The organism is Candidatus Neomarinimicrobiota bacterium (assembly GCA_017656425.1).
GTDB lineage: Bacteria > Fidelibacterota > UBA2242 > UBA2242 > B5-G15 > JACDNV01.
In genome coordinates this window covers 110,304-126,318 of sequence record JACDNV010000001.1, presented here as the reverse complement: position 1 = coordinate 126,318, position 16,015 = coordinate 110,304, and the positions used below count along the sequence as shown (strand labels likewise).

12 protein-coding genes and 1 riboswitch are annotated in these 16,015 nt (G+C 34.2%); of the genes, 10 read left to right on the top strand and 2 right to left on the bottom strand.

What is annotated here, in order from left to right; translation table 11 throughout:
• The first annotated feature begins 65 nt into the window (after positions 1–65).
• The 7 genes from H0Z29_00545 to H0Z29_00515 all read left to right on the top strand — a co-directional run bounded on the left by H0Z29_00545 (position 66) and on the right by H0Z29_00515 (position 11,503).
• Positions 66–1,502, top strand: coding sequence for an outer membrane protein transport protein (locus H0Z29_00545; GenBank protein ID MBO8129986.1), 1,437 nt, complete (start codon positions 66–68; stop codon positions 1,500–1,502).
• Between the two features lie 88 nt (positions 1,503–1,590).
• The gene (locus tag H0Z29_00540) at positions 1,591–2,814 is read left to right on the top strand and encodes a BamA/TamA family outer membrane protein (GenBank protein MBO8129985.1); all 1,224 of its coding nucleotides are present in this window, start codon (positions 1,591–1,593) and stop codon (positions 2,812–2,814) included.
• A 17-nt stretch (positions 2,815–2,831) separates the two neighbouring features.
• On the top strand, positions 2,832–4,106 hold the full coding sequence (locus H0Z29_00535; protein ID MBO8129984.1) for an MFS transporter: 1,275 nt from the start codon (positions 2,832–2,834) through the stop codon (positions 4,104–4,106).
• Between the two features lie 165 nt (positions 4,107–4,271).
• Positions 4,272–4,943, top strand: a complete 672-nt coding sequence (locus H0Z29_00530; protein MBO8129983.1) for a DUF4159 domain-containing protein — start codon at positions 4,272–4,274, stop codon at positions 4,941–4,943.
• A gap of 5 nt (positions 4,944–4,948) precedes the next feature.
• A complete protein-coding gene (locus H0Z29_00525; GenBank protein MBO8129982.1) occupies positions 4,949–8,326 on the top strand; it encodes a hypothetical protein in 3,378 nt (1,125 codons plus the stop codon).
• Between the two features lie 82 nt (positions 8,327–8,408).
• Positions 8,409–10,217 carry a hypothetical protein gene (locus H0Z29_00520; protein ID MBO8129981.1) on the top strand — a complete coding sequence of 603 codons (1,809 nt, stop codon included), beginning with the start codon at positions 8,409–8,411 and terminating at the stop codon, positions 10,215–10,217.
• Positions 10,218–10,279: 62 nt separating this feature from the next.
• Positions 10,280–11,503: an asparagine synthetase B gene (locus tag H0Z29_00515; protein MBO8129980.1), complete on the top strand. Its 1,224-nt coding sequence runs from the start codon at positions 10,280–10,282 to the stop codon at positions 11,501–11,503.
• A 34-nt stretch (positions 11,504–11,537) separates the two neighbouring features.
• Here H0Z29_00515 and H0Z29_00510 read toward each other — a convergent pair whose 3' ends face one another.
• Complete coding sequence (locus H0Z29_00510) at positions 11,538–12,578, bottom strand: hypothetical protein (GenBank protein MBO8129979.1); 1,041 nt, start codon at positions 12,576–12,578, stop codon at positions 11,538–11,540.
• A 109-nt stretch (positions 12,579–12,687) separates the two neighbouring features.
• Positions 12,688–12,894, bottom strand: a riboswitch (cobalamin riboswitch).
• 40 nt (positions 12,895–12,934) lie between these two features.
• Between H0Z29_00510 and H0Z29_00505 the strand changes: the two genes are divergently transcribed.
• Genes H0Z29_00505 through H0Z29_00495 form a run of 3 tightly spaced genes read left to right on the top strand, consistent with a single transcriptional unit; the run spans position 12,935 to position 15,690 of the window.
• Positions 12,935–15,088, top strand: a complete 2,154-nt coding sequence (locus H0Z29_00505) for a TonB-dependent receptor (GenBank protein MBO8129978.1) — start codon at positions 12,935–12,937, stop codon at positions 15,086–15,088.
• A complete protein-coding gene (locus H0Z29_00500; GenBank protein ID MBO8129977.1) occupies positions 15,076–15,465 on the top strand; it encodes a YjbQ family protein in 390 nt (129 codons plus the stop codon). Before H0Z29_00505 ends, H0Z29_00500 begins: the two co-directional genes overlap by 13 nt.
• A gap of 33 nt (positions 15,466–15,498) precedes the next feature.
• The gene (locus H0Z29_00495) at positions 15,499–15,690 is read left to right on the top strand and encodes a hypothetical protein (protein MBO8129976.1); all 192 of its coding nucleotides are present in this window, start codon (positions 15,499–15,501) and stop codon (positions 15,688–15,690) included.
• A 91-nt stretch (positions 15,691–15,781) separates the two neighbouring features.
• Here the strand turns inward: H0Z29_00495 and H0Z29_00490 are convergent, their stop codons facing one another.
• Positions 15,782–15,964, bottom strand: coding sequence for a hypothetical protein (locus tag H0Z29_00490; protein MBO8129975.1), 183 nt, complete (start codon positions 15,962–15,964; stop codon positions 15,782–15,784).
• Between the last annotated feature and the right edge of the window lie 51 nt (positions 15,965–16,015).

Genomic DNA, 16,015 nt, shown 5'->3' with positions numbered 1-16,015 from the left:
TATATTTTTACGTGAAAAGAGGGGATAGATAATAGATTAAAAATAAAATTAGAAAGGGGATCGGAATGAAAGTAAAGCCATTTTTATTATTATTTTGTACTGTATCATATCTTTTTGGTGGTGGACTTGTAACAAATACCAATCAGAGTGCGGAATTTATTCGTATGATGAACAGGAATGCATCCATCGATGCTGATGCTGTTTATTTCAATCCTGCGGGGACAGCATTTATGGAGGAGGGAATGCACTTATATGTAAGTAATCAATCGATTCTTCAAACTAAAATAATTAATAACAATTATCCTTATCTGCATAATGGTAAATACGAGGGGCAGGTTAAAGCATTGGTATTCCCAAACATTTATTCTGTTATAAATAGAGGGAAATTAGCTTTTTCACTTGGATTTGGACCTATAGGAGGTGGTGGGAGTGCAGAGTTTGAAAAAGGTTTACCGTCTTTTGAATTACCATACTCAGATTTGAAACCTGGGTTAGGACAGTATGGTGTGACAGATTACGGTATAGACTTATATTTTAAAGGTTCCTCTGTATATTATGGGATTACTTCAAATATAGCATATAAGATCAATGATATGCTGGCTATAAGTATCGGTGGTAGATATGTAAGTGCTGTTAATAAATATGAGGGGTATTTGAAGAATGTCACAGTGACTCAGGGTGAAAATGTTAATCCAGCACCAGCTCAGGATTTTTTCAATAATTTAAGTGGAAGTGCTGCCCAGGCAGCCCAGTATTATAGTAATATAGGAATGCTAGATAGTGCTGCTTATTTTGCAACGGTAGCAGCTCAGATGGCGGCAAAAGCAATTCTTATGGCTGATCAGGAAGCTGATGTAACGCAGAAAGGATCAAGTGTTATACCTGTTATTGGTTTAAATGTTAAATTAAATGATAATCTAATGGTTAGCTTCAGATATGAGATGAAAGGATCGATGAAAGTAAAGAACGAAACAAAAAAGGATGTATTGGTGGGATATACTCAAGACGGAGATCCCATTACTAAGTTCCCTGATGGTGCCGAAATTGGTTCAGATATTCCATCAATGGTTGCTTTTGGTGCATTTGCAAAGTTTTCACCAAAGTTAAAAGTAATGAGTGATATAAATTATTTCATTAATAGTGATATTGATTGGGATGGAAAAGAGGAATATGTAAATAATGAATATGAAGTTGGAGTGGGTGCTGAATATGATTTTCTTGACAAATTATCTATAAGTGCTGGATATCTGTTATCAAGAACAGGGGCGATGGAAAATTACCAGAGCGATATGACCTATGGACTTGATTCACAAACAATTGGGGTTGGTGGGAAGTTTATACTGGCGCAAGGCGTTTTCCTTTCTGCTGGATTTTCTACAACGTTTTATAGTCAATCAGAAAAGAATTTTACACATCTTCTTGACACACAAAGTATCCCTGTTGTTGAAAAATATGATAAAACTGCTTCTGTATTTGCAGTTGGTCTCGGTTTTTCATTTTAATGGCATTTTTTTAAAAAATTGTAAAGGCATGTATTCACTGTGAGCTTTATGTTTACTCTAAAGTTCTAAGTTAATCGCTGGAGAGAGGATGGTGAAATTAGTAAGATATTTTATTGTGGTATTATTTATTATTAACATTTGTAATGCAGGAAAAGTCAAAACTGGCTGGGGATTTGGTGGAGTACCTGCAATAAATTATAATGCTGATGATGGATTTGGCTATGGAGTGGTAATGAATTTTTTCAATTACAAAGAAGGTGGTTATAAGCCTTATTACTATCAAATTAAGCCAATTATATTTTTCACAACTGGTGGGAAACAGGATCACTCAATATTTTTTGATAGCCCATTTATACTCGGAAAAGGTTTCCGAATAAATTTTTTGGTGAAATATTTAAAGGAAAACTATTATCCCTATTACGGAATTGGAAATGATACTGAATATAATAAAGAGTTTATAAGGACGGATGATGATGGGAATCCGCTCGATACACTTCATGGGAAGCATTATTATAGATTTCGGACGGAGCAGGTAAGGAGTATTACGAATTTGCAAAAATTAGTTTACCAAAAGATGGACAGGAAGATCTTTTTACTGCTTGGTTATGGTTTTTTTAATGTTAGAAATAATTATTGTAAGAATGATGGTATCAGAACTAAGCTTCAGGGAGATGTAGAAAGTGGAATTATTAAATTATACGATATTGAGGGGGGATTTAACAGTTTCTTGAAACTGGGTATTGTCTGGGATTCAAGGGATAATGAACCATCTCCCTTTGGAGGAGTATGGACCGAAGCACTGGTTGAGGTGTATTCAAAAAGTCTGGGAAGTTACAGAAATTTTAATAGACTAACCTTTACAGATAGAAGATATATCCTTGTATTCAAGAAACTTGTATATGCTCAAAGGATACTTTTTGAATCATTATCCGGTGATGTTCCATTTTACATGATGTATCCATTGGGAGGCTCATTCAGAAGTGATGAGGGACTTGGTGGATATCGCACAATAAGGGGTGTTTATAAAAATAGATATGTGGGTAAAAAGAAATTTATAGGGAATTTTGAGGTAAGGTATAGATTCTGGGAGAAGCAAATTTTCGGGCAAGATGTATATACTGCGTTAAATGTTTTCTATGATATCGGGAAAGTTTGGGCAGAAGAGTTTGAATTTGATTTCAGTAATTTACATTCTGGTTATGGAGCAGGACTTAGAATAGGGCTAAATGAGAATTTTATTGTTTATGCAGAGATGGGATTTTCTAAGGAAGCAGGTGGACAACTCTATCTTGATCTTGGATATTTATTTTAATATCTGGGAGAGGGGCTATGTCGTTGCTTAGGGATAAAAAAATATTTGGATGGGTGTTTTATGATTGGGCAAACTCGGCTTACGTTACGACCGTAATGGCAGGATTCTTTCCCGTATTTTTCAAAGAGTACTGGAGTAGGGGTGTTGATGTTACCGTATCGACAGCCAAACTTGGTTTTGCAAATAGCATAGCCGGGCTTACTGTTGCCCTACTCTCACCTATCCTCGGGGCAATAGCTGACCGTGGAACCATGAGAAAGAAGTTTTTGTTGTTTTTTGCTTATCTTGGAATTTTAATGTGTACAGCGCTATTTTTTGTTGGTGAAGGGGAATGGGTTTTTGCAAGTTTGATATATGTACTTGGAGTAGTGGGTTTTTCAGGTGCGAATACCTTTTATGATGCTTTATTACCCTCAGTAGCAGATGAGAAAAAGATTGACTATGTATCATCATTGGGTTTTGCTTTTGGGTATCTTGGAGGTGGATTACTTTTCGCCATAAATGTTATAATGGTTCAAAAACCTGATATATTCGGATTGCCTTCGGCTGCGGCTGCTGTTAAGTTTTCGTTTTTAACAGTTGCTATATGGTGGTTAGTTTTTTCCATACCTTTAATATTATGGGTTCCTGACAGGGCTGAAAAAAAGGAAGAGAAATACATTGTTGGAGGGTTTAAACAGCTGACTACCACTTTTAAAAAGATAAGACATCTTAAAGTTGTTTTTCTTTTCCTTGTAGCATACTGGCTATATATAGATGGAGTTGATACAATAATAAGGATGGCGATTGATTATGGTCTTTCAATTGGATTTGAGTCTAAGGACTTAATTCTTGCACTGTTGATAACGCAATTCATAGGATTTCCGTCAGCTATAATAATGGGAAAGATTGGTCAAAGAATAGGCAGTAAAAAAACAATTCTTATTTGTATTGCAGGCTATATTTTTATTACTGTATGGGGTATAATGATGACAAAGAAATACGAGTTCTATGTGCTGGCTATTCTTGTAGGGCTATTCCAGGGTGGTATCCAGGCATTGAGCCGTTCTTACTATTCGAGAATTATACCCCATGACCAGCTGGCGGAGTTTTATGGCTTTTATAATTTATTGGGAAAATTTGCCGTAATTCTTGGGCCGGTTTTAATTGGTGTGACAGGATTAATTTCAAAAAGCCCCAGAGCTGGTATTGGTTCAATTTTGATTCTTTTTATAGTTGGTGGTATACTTTTATTCTTTGTTAATGAAGAAAAGGGAAGAAGAGAGGTAGAATATTTAAGATATAAGGGATAGTTTTTTATTTAAGGATTCATTAAAAGACATCCTTTAGATAGATAATATAATAATAGATACTACCTTTGTGAAACCACAAGTTGATGAATTTGTTTAAATCACTGTTAGTTTATTCAGATTGATTATTTTAAATTTTGTTTGAAAGATTGAGGACTTTTGTAAAATATGAGAAAAAGTTTAATTCTTATTATAATTTTGCTTCTTACTATACCAGCTGTATACACGCAGAATGGAGTAGAATATGTAAAAGTGACTCTTGCCCTTCTAAAATATGGTGGAGGTGGGGACTGGTATGGAGATAGAAATGCTCTGCCTAATCTTGCAAAATTTGTAAATGAGAATTTGCCTATAAAGGTTAATCCCGAAATAAAAATAGTATCGCCAATGGATGAAGAGCTTTTTTCTTATCCATATATTTTTATGGCAGGACATGGAAATGTTCGTTTTACAGATGAAGAAGTTTTAAGACTACGTAAATATCTTACCTCAGGTGGTTTTCTACATGCCGATGATGATTACGGAATGGATAAATATTTTAGAAGGGAGATAAAAAGGATTTTTCCTGAAAATAAACTTGTAGAGCTTCCTTTCACTCATCCAATTTATCATGTATTCTATAATTTCCCTCATGGACTGCCAAAGATTCATGAACATGATGGTAAACCTCCACAAGGATTCGGTATTTTCTATAAGGGAAGGCTTGTAGTTTTTTATTCCTATGAAACTGATCTTGGAGACGGATGGGAAGACCCTGAGGTACATAATGATCCAGAAGAGAAGCGTTTACAGGCATTAAAAATGGGTGCAAATATTTTACTTTATTCTTTATTGTATTGAAAAACATGGATCGTTTTAATATCATATCATCATTTTTGGATACATATAGAAAAAAACTTGCATTGAATAGATTGGCTTATTCAATAGTTATACTACTTATATCATCTATAATAGCATTTTTCCTACTACTTAGTCTGGAAGGAGTATTATATTTTTCTCCTAAGGTTAAGACAATTCTAATATTATCTTTAGTTATTTTGTTTTCGGCTGCTCTCCTGTATTGTGTTATTGTTTATTTATTTTCAATAAGTGGCAGGTGGATGGGATATTCTGATTTAGCTATCGCAGAGCTAATTAATCTGAGAAACAAAAAGATAGGTCAAAGATTGATAAATGCGATACAGCTGAGATCCGGTAATGAAGAGAAAAAAAGCAGTTTTTCTTTAGCCTTGATAAATCTTTATATTAAGAATGCAGCTGAGCTCATTAAACAGGTTAATATAAACGATTTCGTTTCAAGAAAATTTTTAACAAGGGCTATCGTTTTCGGATCAATCTCTATTATAATTATAAGTTTAATTTTTATGATAAATACTCATTTCTATATAAACGCTGGATACAGACTTCTCTCTATTAATAGAGAGTTCGAACCAACACTGCCATTTCAAATTTGCTCTGAGACGGGAAGTATAACAGTATTGACCGGAGATACAATTCGGCTCAGGTTTAAAATTAGAGGAATTTTACCAGACAGAATATGGCTTAAATTAAAGAATCGGGACGGGGAATCTGTTGAAAACATTAAAGTTGGAGACTCAGTAATATCCTATGAATTGAGAAACCTGAGAAAGTCATTTTTGTATGAAGCATTTGCAAAGAATACTAATATTTTCAAAAGTTGGGATATGATAACTTCTGGCCTAGATACAATAAACGTTATAACAAGACCTGAGGTACTAAAATATGCTTTCACGATTGAACCACCTGACTATACCAGATTGGGTGATTTGACGGTTGAACCAAGTATCCCTGAAATAAAAGCCTATCCTGGTTCAAGGATTAGATTGCATATTGTTACAAATAAGGATATTTCAAATGGCTTTATCATTTTCGAATCGGGAATAAATAGGAAATTGAATGTTAATGGTAGAGAAGGGAATGGAACATTTCATGTATACAAACCGGATAACTTTATCGTTAGAGTTTTTGATAACCAGGGTAATCCGAATATTTCTCCTATTAAGTATAGACTGGTTGTATTAAACGATGAGTATCCTATGGTTAGTATTGTTTCACCAACTGAAGAATTTGAACTGGGTGAAAATCTTATAGTCCCTATAATAATGAGAATAAGTGATGATTTTGGTTTTTCAAAGTTAAATCTGGTTTATCATTTTTTGAATAAGCTTGAGCAGTTCGACACTTTCAGGGTTGAATATCCCATTGCTGACAAAAATCTTACTCTTCAACAGATTACATACAGATGGGATGTTTCGGAATTGAATATTGTACCCGGTCAGGAATTAGAGCTGTGGGCAGAAGTTTTTGATAATGATATTATTTCTGGCCCTAAAAAATCTGTATCCGGAAAGATAAAGATCAGATATCCTACTATTGTTGAATTATTCTCACAGGTTAGTGAAACCGAGGATGAGATTATAAGTCAGACAGATGAGGTCCTTAGACAGTTAAGGGAATCGAAAAAGGTCCTTGATGAAATTTCACTAAAGCTAATTAAAGAGGACGAGGTCAAATGGGAGAGAAAATCGCAGATAGAAAGAGAAATAGAACGTACGAAAGAACTTGCTGAGAAGGTAAAAAAAGTCTCAGAAAAAATTGATGAGATAATAAAAAAGGGCGAGGATAATTTATTATTCAGTGAAGAGGTAATTTCAAAATTAGTAGAGCTTCAGAGAACCTTTTCAGAGATTATGACGCCAGAGTTGAGAGAAGCGATTGAAAAACTCCAGAAATCAATAGAAAATCTTAACAAAGATGAAATAATGAAAGCGCTGGATAATTTCAAAATAAATCAAGAACAGTTTGAGAGAGAACTCGATAGAATGTTGAATATAATGAAGCGGGTAAAGATAGAGCAGGCAGTAGATGAAATGGTAAAGCGAATAAATGAGCTAATTGAAAGGCAATCAAAGGTAAATGAGGAGCTAAAAAATGTAGATTCCTTAGACTTATCGGATATTAAAAGGTTATTCAATGAAGAAGAGAAGATAAACTATGATATGGAGAATTTACACGACCTGATGAGAGAGACGATTGAGGATATGTCAAACTTTCCTATGATGCCTTCTAAAGAACTAAGCAATATTTTAGATGAATTTGAGAAGATGGATATAAGTAGTGATTTGAAGTCAGCTATTGATAAATTAAAGTTACTCAAACCCGACTCGGCAATGGGTAATACTCAGGCTGCTCAGGAAAAAATGAAGCGGCTTTCAGAGATGCTGAGCGGTTTCAATGAACTATTTAAAAAGAGGAATCTTGAAGAAGTCATGTCAGATTTCCAGAAAATATTAGCTAATGTTTTGCAGATATCTAAATTCCAGGAGAGTATAAATCGAGAAATTAACGGTTCGTTAAATAGTAATGAAACTTTGAATAGACTAATGATTGAACAAAACTGGAATCTTGAGAGTCTCTCGCGAACGGCATCCGAATTAGTAAAACTTTCCAATAAAACATTTGCAGTTAGCCCTAAAATCGGGAGATACCTGGGTATGTCATACAATAAAATGAACGATGTTTTACAAAACCTTGAAGAGAGAAATACCAGGTTTGCCGAGCGTGATGCTAAGGAGGTTTTTAGAAGTTTGAATAATCTAATACTGGAATTATTTTCCTCTATGGAATATCTTTCAAGAAGTGGTCAGGCATCGGGCTTTGAAGAATACCTAAGACGGCTTAAGGAACTTGCACAGCAGCAGCAGACTCTAAACCAACAGACAATGAATCTGGGTCTTGATCCACAGGGTAATCAATTAACTTTGCGGCAGATTGCAGCTAGGCAGGCTCAGATAAAGAAATCCTTAGAAAAACTACAGCAGCAAATGAGAGGGAATCCAAATCAGGTGGGTGATCTATCAGGAATTGCAAAGGATATGGAAGAGGTGATAAAGGAGTTAGAGCAGGATGAGAGGTTGAAGAAAATAATACAGAGGCAACAGAAAATTCTCACAAGGATGCTTGATGCACAAAAATCCCTGAGGACACAGGGGTATAAAAAGGAGAGAAAATCACGAACCGGGAGAGATATAGTCAGGGAATCACCCTCGGAATTACCACAAAATCTCGGTGAAAGGGATAACTTTCTCAAAAGGAATCTTGAGGAGGCGTTATCCAGGGGTTATAATATTGAGTATGAGAAAATTGTACAGCGATATTTTGATTTTCTATTACGAGAAGAAGGATCAAATGGGAAAAAGTAGTACACTTCTATCTTTCATAATATTTATTTGTTGCATATGTGCAATAGCTCAATCACCTCCGGATAATAGGCGGGTGGATTTAATGCGCAGGTATAGAACCGCCCTTTATTTTGAGCAGATGGGACAGATTGATAGAGCAATTGAGATTTATAGATATTTATATAATCAAGCCCCAGGGAATTTTGCTTTCTTTAAAAAGTATATTGATCTATTAATTCAGAGTAAAGCATATGATGAAGCACAAAATGTCATATTGAAGCAAATAAATCGTTATCCTGAAAATAGAAACTTACAAATTGAACTCGGGAAATTGTATGCACTGAAAGGAGACACTCTCAAAGCTATTGAGATATTTAATGATTTTATTGAATCCCAGAGATATTCTAAGTATTCTGTCTCGAGAGTTTTTAATTTACTTATCTCTATTGGTATGTTTGATTTAGCTGAAGAAGTTGTTTTCAAAGCAAGGGAACGATTAGGCAACCCTGTATATTTCGCAATTGAACTGGGTAACTATTTTAAAATGAGAAAATTTTATAAAAGGGCTTTGACTGAATACCTTGAGCTATTGAAAAGAAATCCAGAAAGTAAGAATGTTGTGGAAAGATATATATCTACATTTCCAGTAGATAGGGGTAGCGTTCAATCATTTGATAAAATACTAATTGACTACAAGCAATCGATCAGTGAGAATATAATTGATGGTATTCGCTCACAGCTTTATTTCAATGCTGGAATTTATGATAGCTGTTTTTCAATAGTAAAGGAATTGGATAGGAATATGGGGACAAAAGGGCAGAAACTTCTGGAATTGGCTGAAAAATTATACAAAAATGAGCATTATAATTGGAGCAAAAGAATTTATAAATTTTTGCTCAATGACGAACAATACAGTTCGTTAAACATATCTGCGCTTATTGGACTTGCAAATAGCTACTATCAATCCTTAGTCAGTGCGGATAATTTCAGTATTCTAGATTATTTTTATAATGGGAACAGATTTTTTGCTATTGACTTTGTTTATTATGATACTGTTGACGTGGAGGGTATGCATATTGCTCGTTCCTTGTATAGCTCCATAATTGACAAAGTTAAAATAGGCGAAGAAAGAGCTGAAGCTATTTATAGGATAGGGTGTATGGAATATGGAATAAGAAAAGATTTTGATAGTGCCCTACGGTTTTTTAAGCAGGCTTTTGATTATTATGTAGGCTTGGAAAAAAAGGCTCAGGTACTGGATGATATAATTGATGTGAATGTATCAAAAGGTAATATAGATATTGCTGAGAGGGAGTGTTATAAATGGTGTAAATTATTTGAAGGAACAGATATTGAACTGCTGATGAAGATGAAACTTGTGCAGGTATGGTTTCTCGCTGGAAAGATAGATTCATGCTACAAATATAAATCAGAGCTTCTTGCTCTTGCCAGCGGTGATGATGAAAATTTGAATGATATAGTTGAATTTTATCAGTTTTTTGACAGGTATTTTAATAATTGGAATAAAAAGGGAAATACTGCGCTCACCAAATTCATCGAGGCTGAGAGATTGATGAGGATGGATAGATTGAGCGAGGCTTTGGCAGTATTCGAGCTAATAGTTTCAGATTTCCCTGATGAAAAAATCACAATAGTTTCAAGATTTAGACTTGCTCAAATTTATTTGATCTTTGGAGATGAGGGAAAAGCTATTGATAATATTTCTGAAATTATAACAAGTGCAGGTTTATTACCACAGCTATCAGTTCTTATGATAGGAGATTATTTTTATTTTCATAAAGATTATGAGAATTCTAAAAAGTGGTATCTATTTTTTATAAACAACTATCCTGAGTCTGTTTTTATTGGAAAGGTGAGGGATAGATACAGGAGTATACAAAAAGTATCCTAGGTTGGATTATGCGTGGAATATATAAAATTGTATTTATACTGGCTTTTGTTATAATTATAGCTATGGAAATTCATGCCCAGGAGCAGAAGATTTTAATTCCAATGGACTTCTCTCAAACAAATCATTTGAAAGCCTATGGTATAGCGTATTGGGTTTTAAAGAAAGGAGTCAACGTTGAATGGCTTCTTAATTATCGCGGTGGATCATTTATGTTCAGATATTTCCCAGAAGCAGAAAGGGAGATGAAAGTAAGGGGAGTATATTACGAATTGCCATCTATAAATCAAATTATGTCAATTTATGGCACAATAGAAGAGAATAATATGGATGTTGTGCTTCTTGAGAAGGCTGCAAAGATTGCTGTGTATTCTCCACCGAATGCTCAGCCCTGGGATGATGCAGTCACGCTGGCATTAACTTATGCTGAAATTGATTATGATGTTCTGTGGGATGAAGAGGTATTAAAGGGTAAGCTATCAGATTATGACTGGTTGCACCTTCATCATGAGGATTTTACCGGTCAATATGGGAAATTTTGGGCAAATTATAGAAACCAAGAATGGTATATAAATCAACAAATTGAATTCGAAAATATGGCTCATAAATTGGGATTTAAGAAAGTTTCACAGCTCAAACTTGCTGTAGCTCTTAAAATTAGAGAGTATGTAAACAGCGGAGGATTTTTATTTGCAATGTGTTCTGCATGTGACACATACGATATAGCTCTTGCGGCTCTAAAAGTTGATATATGCCCAGCTGTATTTGATGGTGATCCTGCAGATCCGAATGCAAATGAAAAGCTTGATTATTCACAGACACTTGCATTTACTAATTTTAAGCTGTATTTAGATCCTTATATCTATGAATTTTCTGATATAGATTATCCCCCAAGTTTTGAAGCTACAGCTCCTGGCCCTGATAAAGATTATTTTACATTGTTTGAATTTTCTGCAAAGTGGGACCCAGTTCCAACAATGCTTACTCAGAATCATGTTCGTGTTATAAAAGGCTTTATGGGTCAGACCACAGGGTTTAGAAGGGACAGAATAAAAAAGCATGTTGTAATTCTTGGTGAAGTTGAAAACAGTCCTCAGGTAAAATATATTCACGGCACATATGGGAAAGGAACATTTACGTTCCTAGGTGGACACGATCCTGAGGATTACAGACATTTTGTAGGTGATCCGCCGACAAACCTTGATTTACATAAAAATTCTCCTGGATATAGATTGATTTTAAATAATATACTATTCCCCTCCGCAAAGAAAAAGGAGCGGAAAACATAAGGAAATTCTTTAGATAATTTTTGTTATAACAGCCTTATTTTTCCTCTTCTATTACTACTAAACTTGTTGGTCCGTCGCCTACTAAATAGCTGCTTACCGTTCCGTTTTTTATTATATCAACGTAATCTTCTTCAAAACATGCTGCATAAATTACACCCTCAGAGTCCACTGCAATGTCCATAATACCTCTATGGGTAAGTATAGGATTTTTATCATTGTGATAAATTTCGTAAGTGTATGTATTGTAGGAATATATATATCCATTTTCATCACCACTATACTCCCATCCACCAGCGGCAAGATAAGCTACTCCATCATCACACACGCAAAAACTACCGGGAGAGCCCCCTATGTTTAGAACTGTATCCACCTTTAAAGTACAAGGATTTACGACAGTAATGCTTCCGAAAGTTGAAGAATAATCACCGGTGCACAGGATATGTAGTTTGTTATCTTTTCCAATTTCAATATCCTGAGGATTTATACCTACCTCAACGGAATCAATTAAACTATAATCATCGACTGAATAAACATAAAGGTATCCATTACCATATGAAAAGTCGTTTAAGTTAAAGTTTACTGTTGTTATATAAATTCTATTGTCACTTACGTAAATTCCTTCGGGATTTCTGCCGCAAGGTACTTTTGTAATTGACTGCTTTGAGTTAAGGTTAATAACGGAGAAGCTATTATCCGCATAATTTGTTACAAATAGTATTGAATCATAATACACATAACCACTCCATGGATTGAGGTTTTCACCCAGTATAATATTCTCTACCTCCTTGAAGTTATTCCTGTTTGCAATAGTTATACTATTTGTACCCGAGTTGATTACAATTATAAATTTTGAGTTGAACAGAATTTTATTAGGGATGTCCCCGGTAGTAAACACATCGTTTGTAACATCGCCGGAATTAGGGTCAATTACCGAGACAGTTCTTGCATTACCGTTCAGTACAAATACCTGTTTTCCGGTTTTTAATTCTTCATCGCCTTTGAATGGATTCTTTTCACAAAAGGATAGGAACAGTGATACAGTGATCATTGCGGTAATTAAAGTTTTCATTTTCATTGCTTTTCCCCCTCTAATTAAGATTACTTTTTAAGAGGGGAAGAATTAACAAGTGGCTTTTGATAGGAGAAGTTAGCACCTGTTAATCCTCCCTCACCCTCGAAGTTTGGATTAACTTAAGGGGATAGGCAGGTTTCCTGACTCCCGGATCAACAACCATCCAGCGCCTTCCCATCCGCCTAAGGCGGACAGTGGCATAGTGCTGGTGGTCTCCCCGGTCACAGTAGCGGGGCTGTGCACGATTTTCACGTGCTTCCCTATCCTATTCCCCAATCAAAAATCTGGTTAAATATAAATCTATTTATTTCAAAATTGAAGATTAATTGTTATTTTTTTTAAGAGTGAAGTTTTTAATTATGAAAGTTAAAGTAATATTAATATTGGTCGTAATTGGCTTAAATATAAAATCGCAGACAATTGATCAGATAGTGGGGTATGTTTATGATGATAAAAGTTTTAATCCTATTGAAAATGTTCAGGTTTATATTGAAAATTTAGGTATAGGAACGTTTACAGATAGGAATGGTTATTTTTCTTTAAATGGAATATCACAGGGACGTTATAAAGTTATTTTCAAACATGTTGCATATAATGAGAGAAGTGTAATTGTAAATGTATACGCAGATAAACGTATAAGCCTGAAAGTTTACCTTGAACCAAAAGTGATAGAACTTGAGCCTGTTTATAAAATTTCTCCATCATATCCTTCGCTTTTCAGTATTTCTGAACAGGTAAAAATTATTAGAAATGATGGCAGAGCTAAAAATCTGGAAGAGTTATTAACAAAAGATTCGAGAATCTTATTGAGAAGGGATACATATGGTAATACAGTAATCCAAATATCCGGCAGTTCACAGGAGGATGTCGTTTTGATGATCGATGGAAATCCAATCTCTGATACTAAGAAAGGTTATATTAATTCTGATGTTATACCGGTGGACATGATTGAATGTGTGGAGATTATACAGGGCAGTGTATCTGCAATTGCGGGCAATAGTGCAATAGGAGGTGTAATTAATATTATTACCAGACAAAAGAGTGAGGACTTTTTTGAATTTAACATATCTAAAGGGACATTTGGATATAATAAACAATTTTTTTCAATATCGAAGAATTTTGAAAATATCGGGGTAGTTTTAGGTGCTGGTCAGGAATTTTGTAAAAATGATTTTCCATATAGAGATATATATGGTGAGATTATATCAAGAAAGGGTAATGAATATTTGAAGAATCGTTTAATTTTTAAATTAAAATGCCCTGCTAAAAAAGATATAAATATAGATTTGATGGCGATTTTTGAAAAATCAAATTTTGGAGTTCCAGGAAATATTTATAACCCGACTATTGGTACTGAAAATAAGAATGAGAATACTATTTTTTCAATCAATGTTGGAAATATTTCTAATAAATTAAAATTCTTATATAATCAATTTAATAATTCTTATACTTCACCCAGAAGTATCTTTGGAAGAATAAATACAACATATAAAATTGAATCTACCAATCTTGAGTTAAGTAGAAAGTACAATTTCAAATCTGTTGATATAAATTTAACTTCGGGTTTGAGGTATGAAAGAATGTTTTCTGAAGACCTTGTCAGACCTTCTCTATCAATGGGTTCAAAGAAGAGATATATTTTCTATTCGTCAGTAAATACAGAATTGAACTATCAAATGGGCAATAGTATTATCAGCTTCTCTTTACCTTTAAGGATTGATTATGCCAGTGATTATAAAGAAAATTTTTCATTGTATTTTGAATCTTCATATAAGAAATATATAGGGTCAGTTAATCTAAAATTTGTAGTTGGATATGGTAGCAGTTTCAAATTGCCAACTTTTAACCAGTTATATTGGATTGGTGATATATATAGCCAGGGGAATCCTGATTTAAAGCCCGAAAAAGGTAGAGGACTGAGCGTTAGTGGTAGTATTGATTTTAAAATTTTAATATTGCCATGTCATTTTGAGATTTCCTATTTAAATAACAATGTGAGAGACGTAATAATCTGGCGTAGGGCGTGGAGTAATAAGTATATACCTGTTAATAATGATATAGCAAAAATAGAGAATCTTTCGAGTCATTTAAATATCAAGTTGGGTCAGCGATTAAATGTATACTCTGGCTTTTCAATCAATAATGCTATTAATAAGACAAGACAACCGAACCTATACGGTAAATACCTTCCGTATAGACCACTAAGTCAGGGGGATTTAACACTGGAATTTATTTTCAATAAGTTTTATTTTAATATTGTGAGTCAGTATTTTGGGAAAAATTATGTTACAGAAGCAAATACGGTTTATCTTAATAGTTCTTGGTTACTTAATTTAAATATGGGGTATATGATAAAAGTTTTTAAGAAATACAAGCTGGATATTAATATCGGAGTAAATAATGTCCTTGATACTGAATATTATATGCTTGAATATTACCCTATGCCTGGTAGACAAATCACTCTTGCTATTTCTATTGGAGGAAGTGAAAGGAGTGTAACATGGAAGAGATAAGCATTTCAACATCAAAAAGGATTGAGTTTATCGATATTACTTCAAAAATAAGAAAAGCAATTGAAGCTTCCGGAGTAAAAGATGGGATTTGTGTAGTATACTGTCCTCATACTACGGCTGGTTTAACTATTAATGAAAATGCGGATCCAGATGTCATTCAGGATATAAAAGATAAATTAAATGAACTTGTACCTGCAGGTGTAGGATACAGGCATATAGAGGGAAATGCTGACTCTCACATCAAATCCAGTTTAGTCGGGAATACTGTTAATTTGATCGTTAATAATGGCAGATTGATGCTGGGGACATGGCAGGGAATATTCTTTTGCGAGTTTGATGGTCCAAGGACAAGGAAAGTTTGGGTGGCTGTTAAATAATAAAGAAGTTGTATAAAAGGGGGAGAAAGAAAAATGAATTTCAAAATTGTATTTTATATCTTTTTTATCGCAGGAGTTGTTTCACTTATAGTTGGTATTCTGGCAAAACTTTTTGTCTTTGAAATTTTTACTTTGAAGCCATTGTCTTATCTACGTTTTGCGGGTATATGCGGAATATACTCGATTGCTTCACTTCTGTCACAGAACCTATGTAAGAAAGAATAATTTATCTATATTTAATTTAGAGAATTTATTAACAAGAAGCCCTGGATGGGATATCCAGGGCATAAGCTGTGCCGCAACATTAGTTTAACGGCTACTCTTTTTTAGAAATGATTTGCCATAAACCGAAAGCTAAAGCAAATAATAATGCTGTCTGAGTAAGATCGTTCCATGCTGCAGCTGAAATTATAAGTGCGTGCCCAACAAGTTGAGTGATAATTCCAAGAATAATAGTAATTACCGCAATTATCAATGCGACAACGAATAGATTTTTCATTTTTTCCCTCCCCCGTTCAATTGACAATAATGATAATATAAAATCTTATTA

Bases quoted from the DNA above. Each gene is read 5' to 3' on its own strand.
- H0Z29_00545 (MBO8129986.1), top strand. From the start codon at position 66: ATGAAAGTAAAGCCATTTTTATTATTATTTTGTACTGTATCATATCTT.
- H0Z29_00540 (MBO8129985.1), top strand. From the start codon at position 1,591: ATGGTGAAATTAGTAAGATATTTTATTGTGGTATTATTTATTATTAAC.
- H0Z29_00535 (MBO8129984.1), top strand. From the start codon at position 2,832: ATGTCGTTGCTTAGGGATAAAAAAATATTTGGATGGGTGTTTTATGAT.
- H0Z29_00530 (MBO8129983.1), top strand. From the start codon at position 4,272: ATGAGAAAAAGTTTAATTCTTATTATAATTTTGCTTCTTACTATACCA.
- H0Z29_00525 (MBO8129982.1), top strand. From the start codon at position 4,949: ATGGATCGTTTTAATATCATATCATCATTTTTGGATACATATAGAAAA.
- H0Z29_00520 (MBO8129981.1), top strand. From the start codon at position 8,409: ATGCGCAGGTATAGAACCGCCCTTTATTTTGAGCAGATGGGACAGATT.
- H0Z29_00515 (MBO8129980.1), top strand. From the start codon at position 10,280: ATGGAAATTCATGCCCAGGAGCAGAAGATTTTAATTCCAATGGACTTC.
- H0Z29_00510 (MBO8129979.1), bottom strand. From the start codon at position 12,578: ATGAAAATGAAAACTTTAATTACCGCAATGATCACTGTATCACTGTTC.
- H0Z29_00505 (MBO8129978.1), top strand. From the start codon at position 12,935: ATGAAAGTTAAAGTAATATTAATATTGGTCGTAATTGGCTTAAATATA.
- H0Z29_00500 (MBO8129977.1), top strand. From the start codon at position 15,076: ATGGAAGAGATAAGCATTTCAACATCAAAAAGGATTGAGTTTATCGAT.
- H0Z29_00495 (MBO8129976.1), top strand. From the start codon at position 15,499: ATGAATTTCAAAATTGTATTTTATATCTTTTTTATCGCAGGAGTTGTT.
- H0Z29_00490 (MBO8129975.1), bottom strand. From the start codon at position 15,964: ATGAAAAATCTATTCGTTGTCGCATTGATAATTGCGGTAATTACTATT.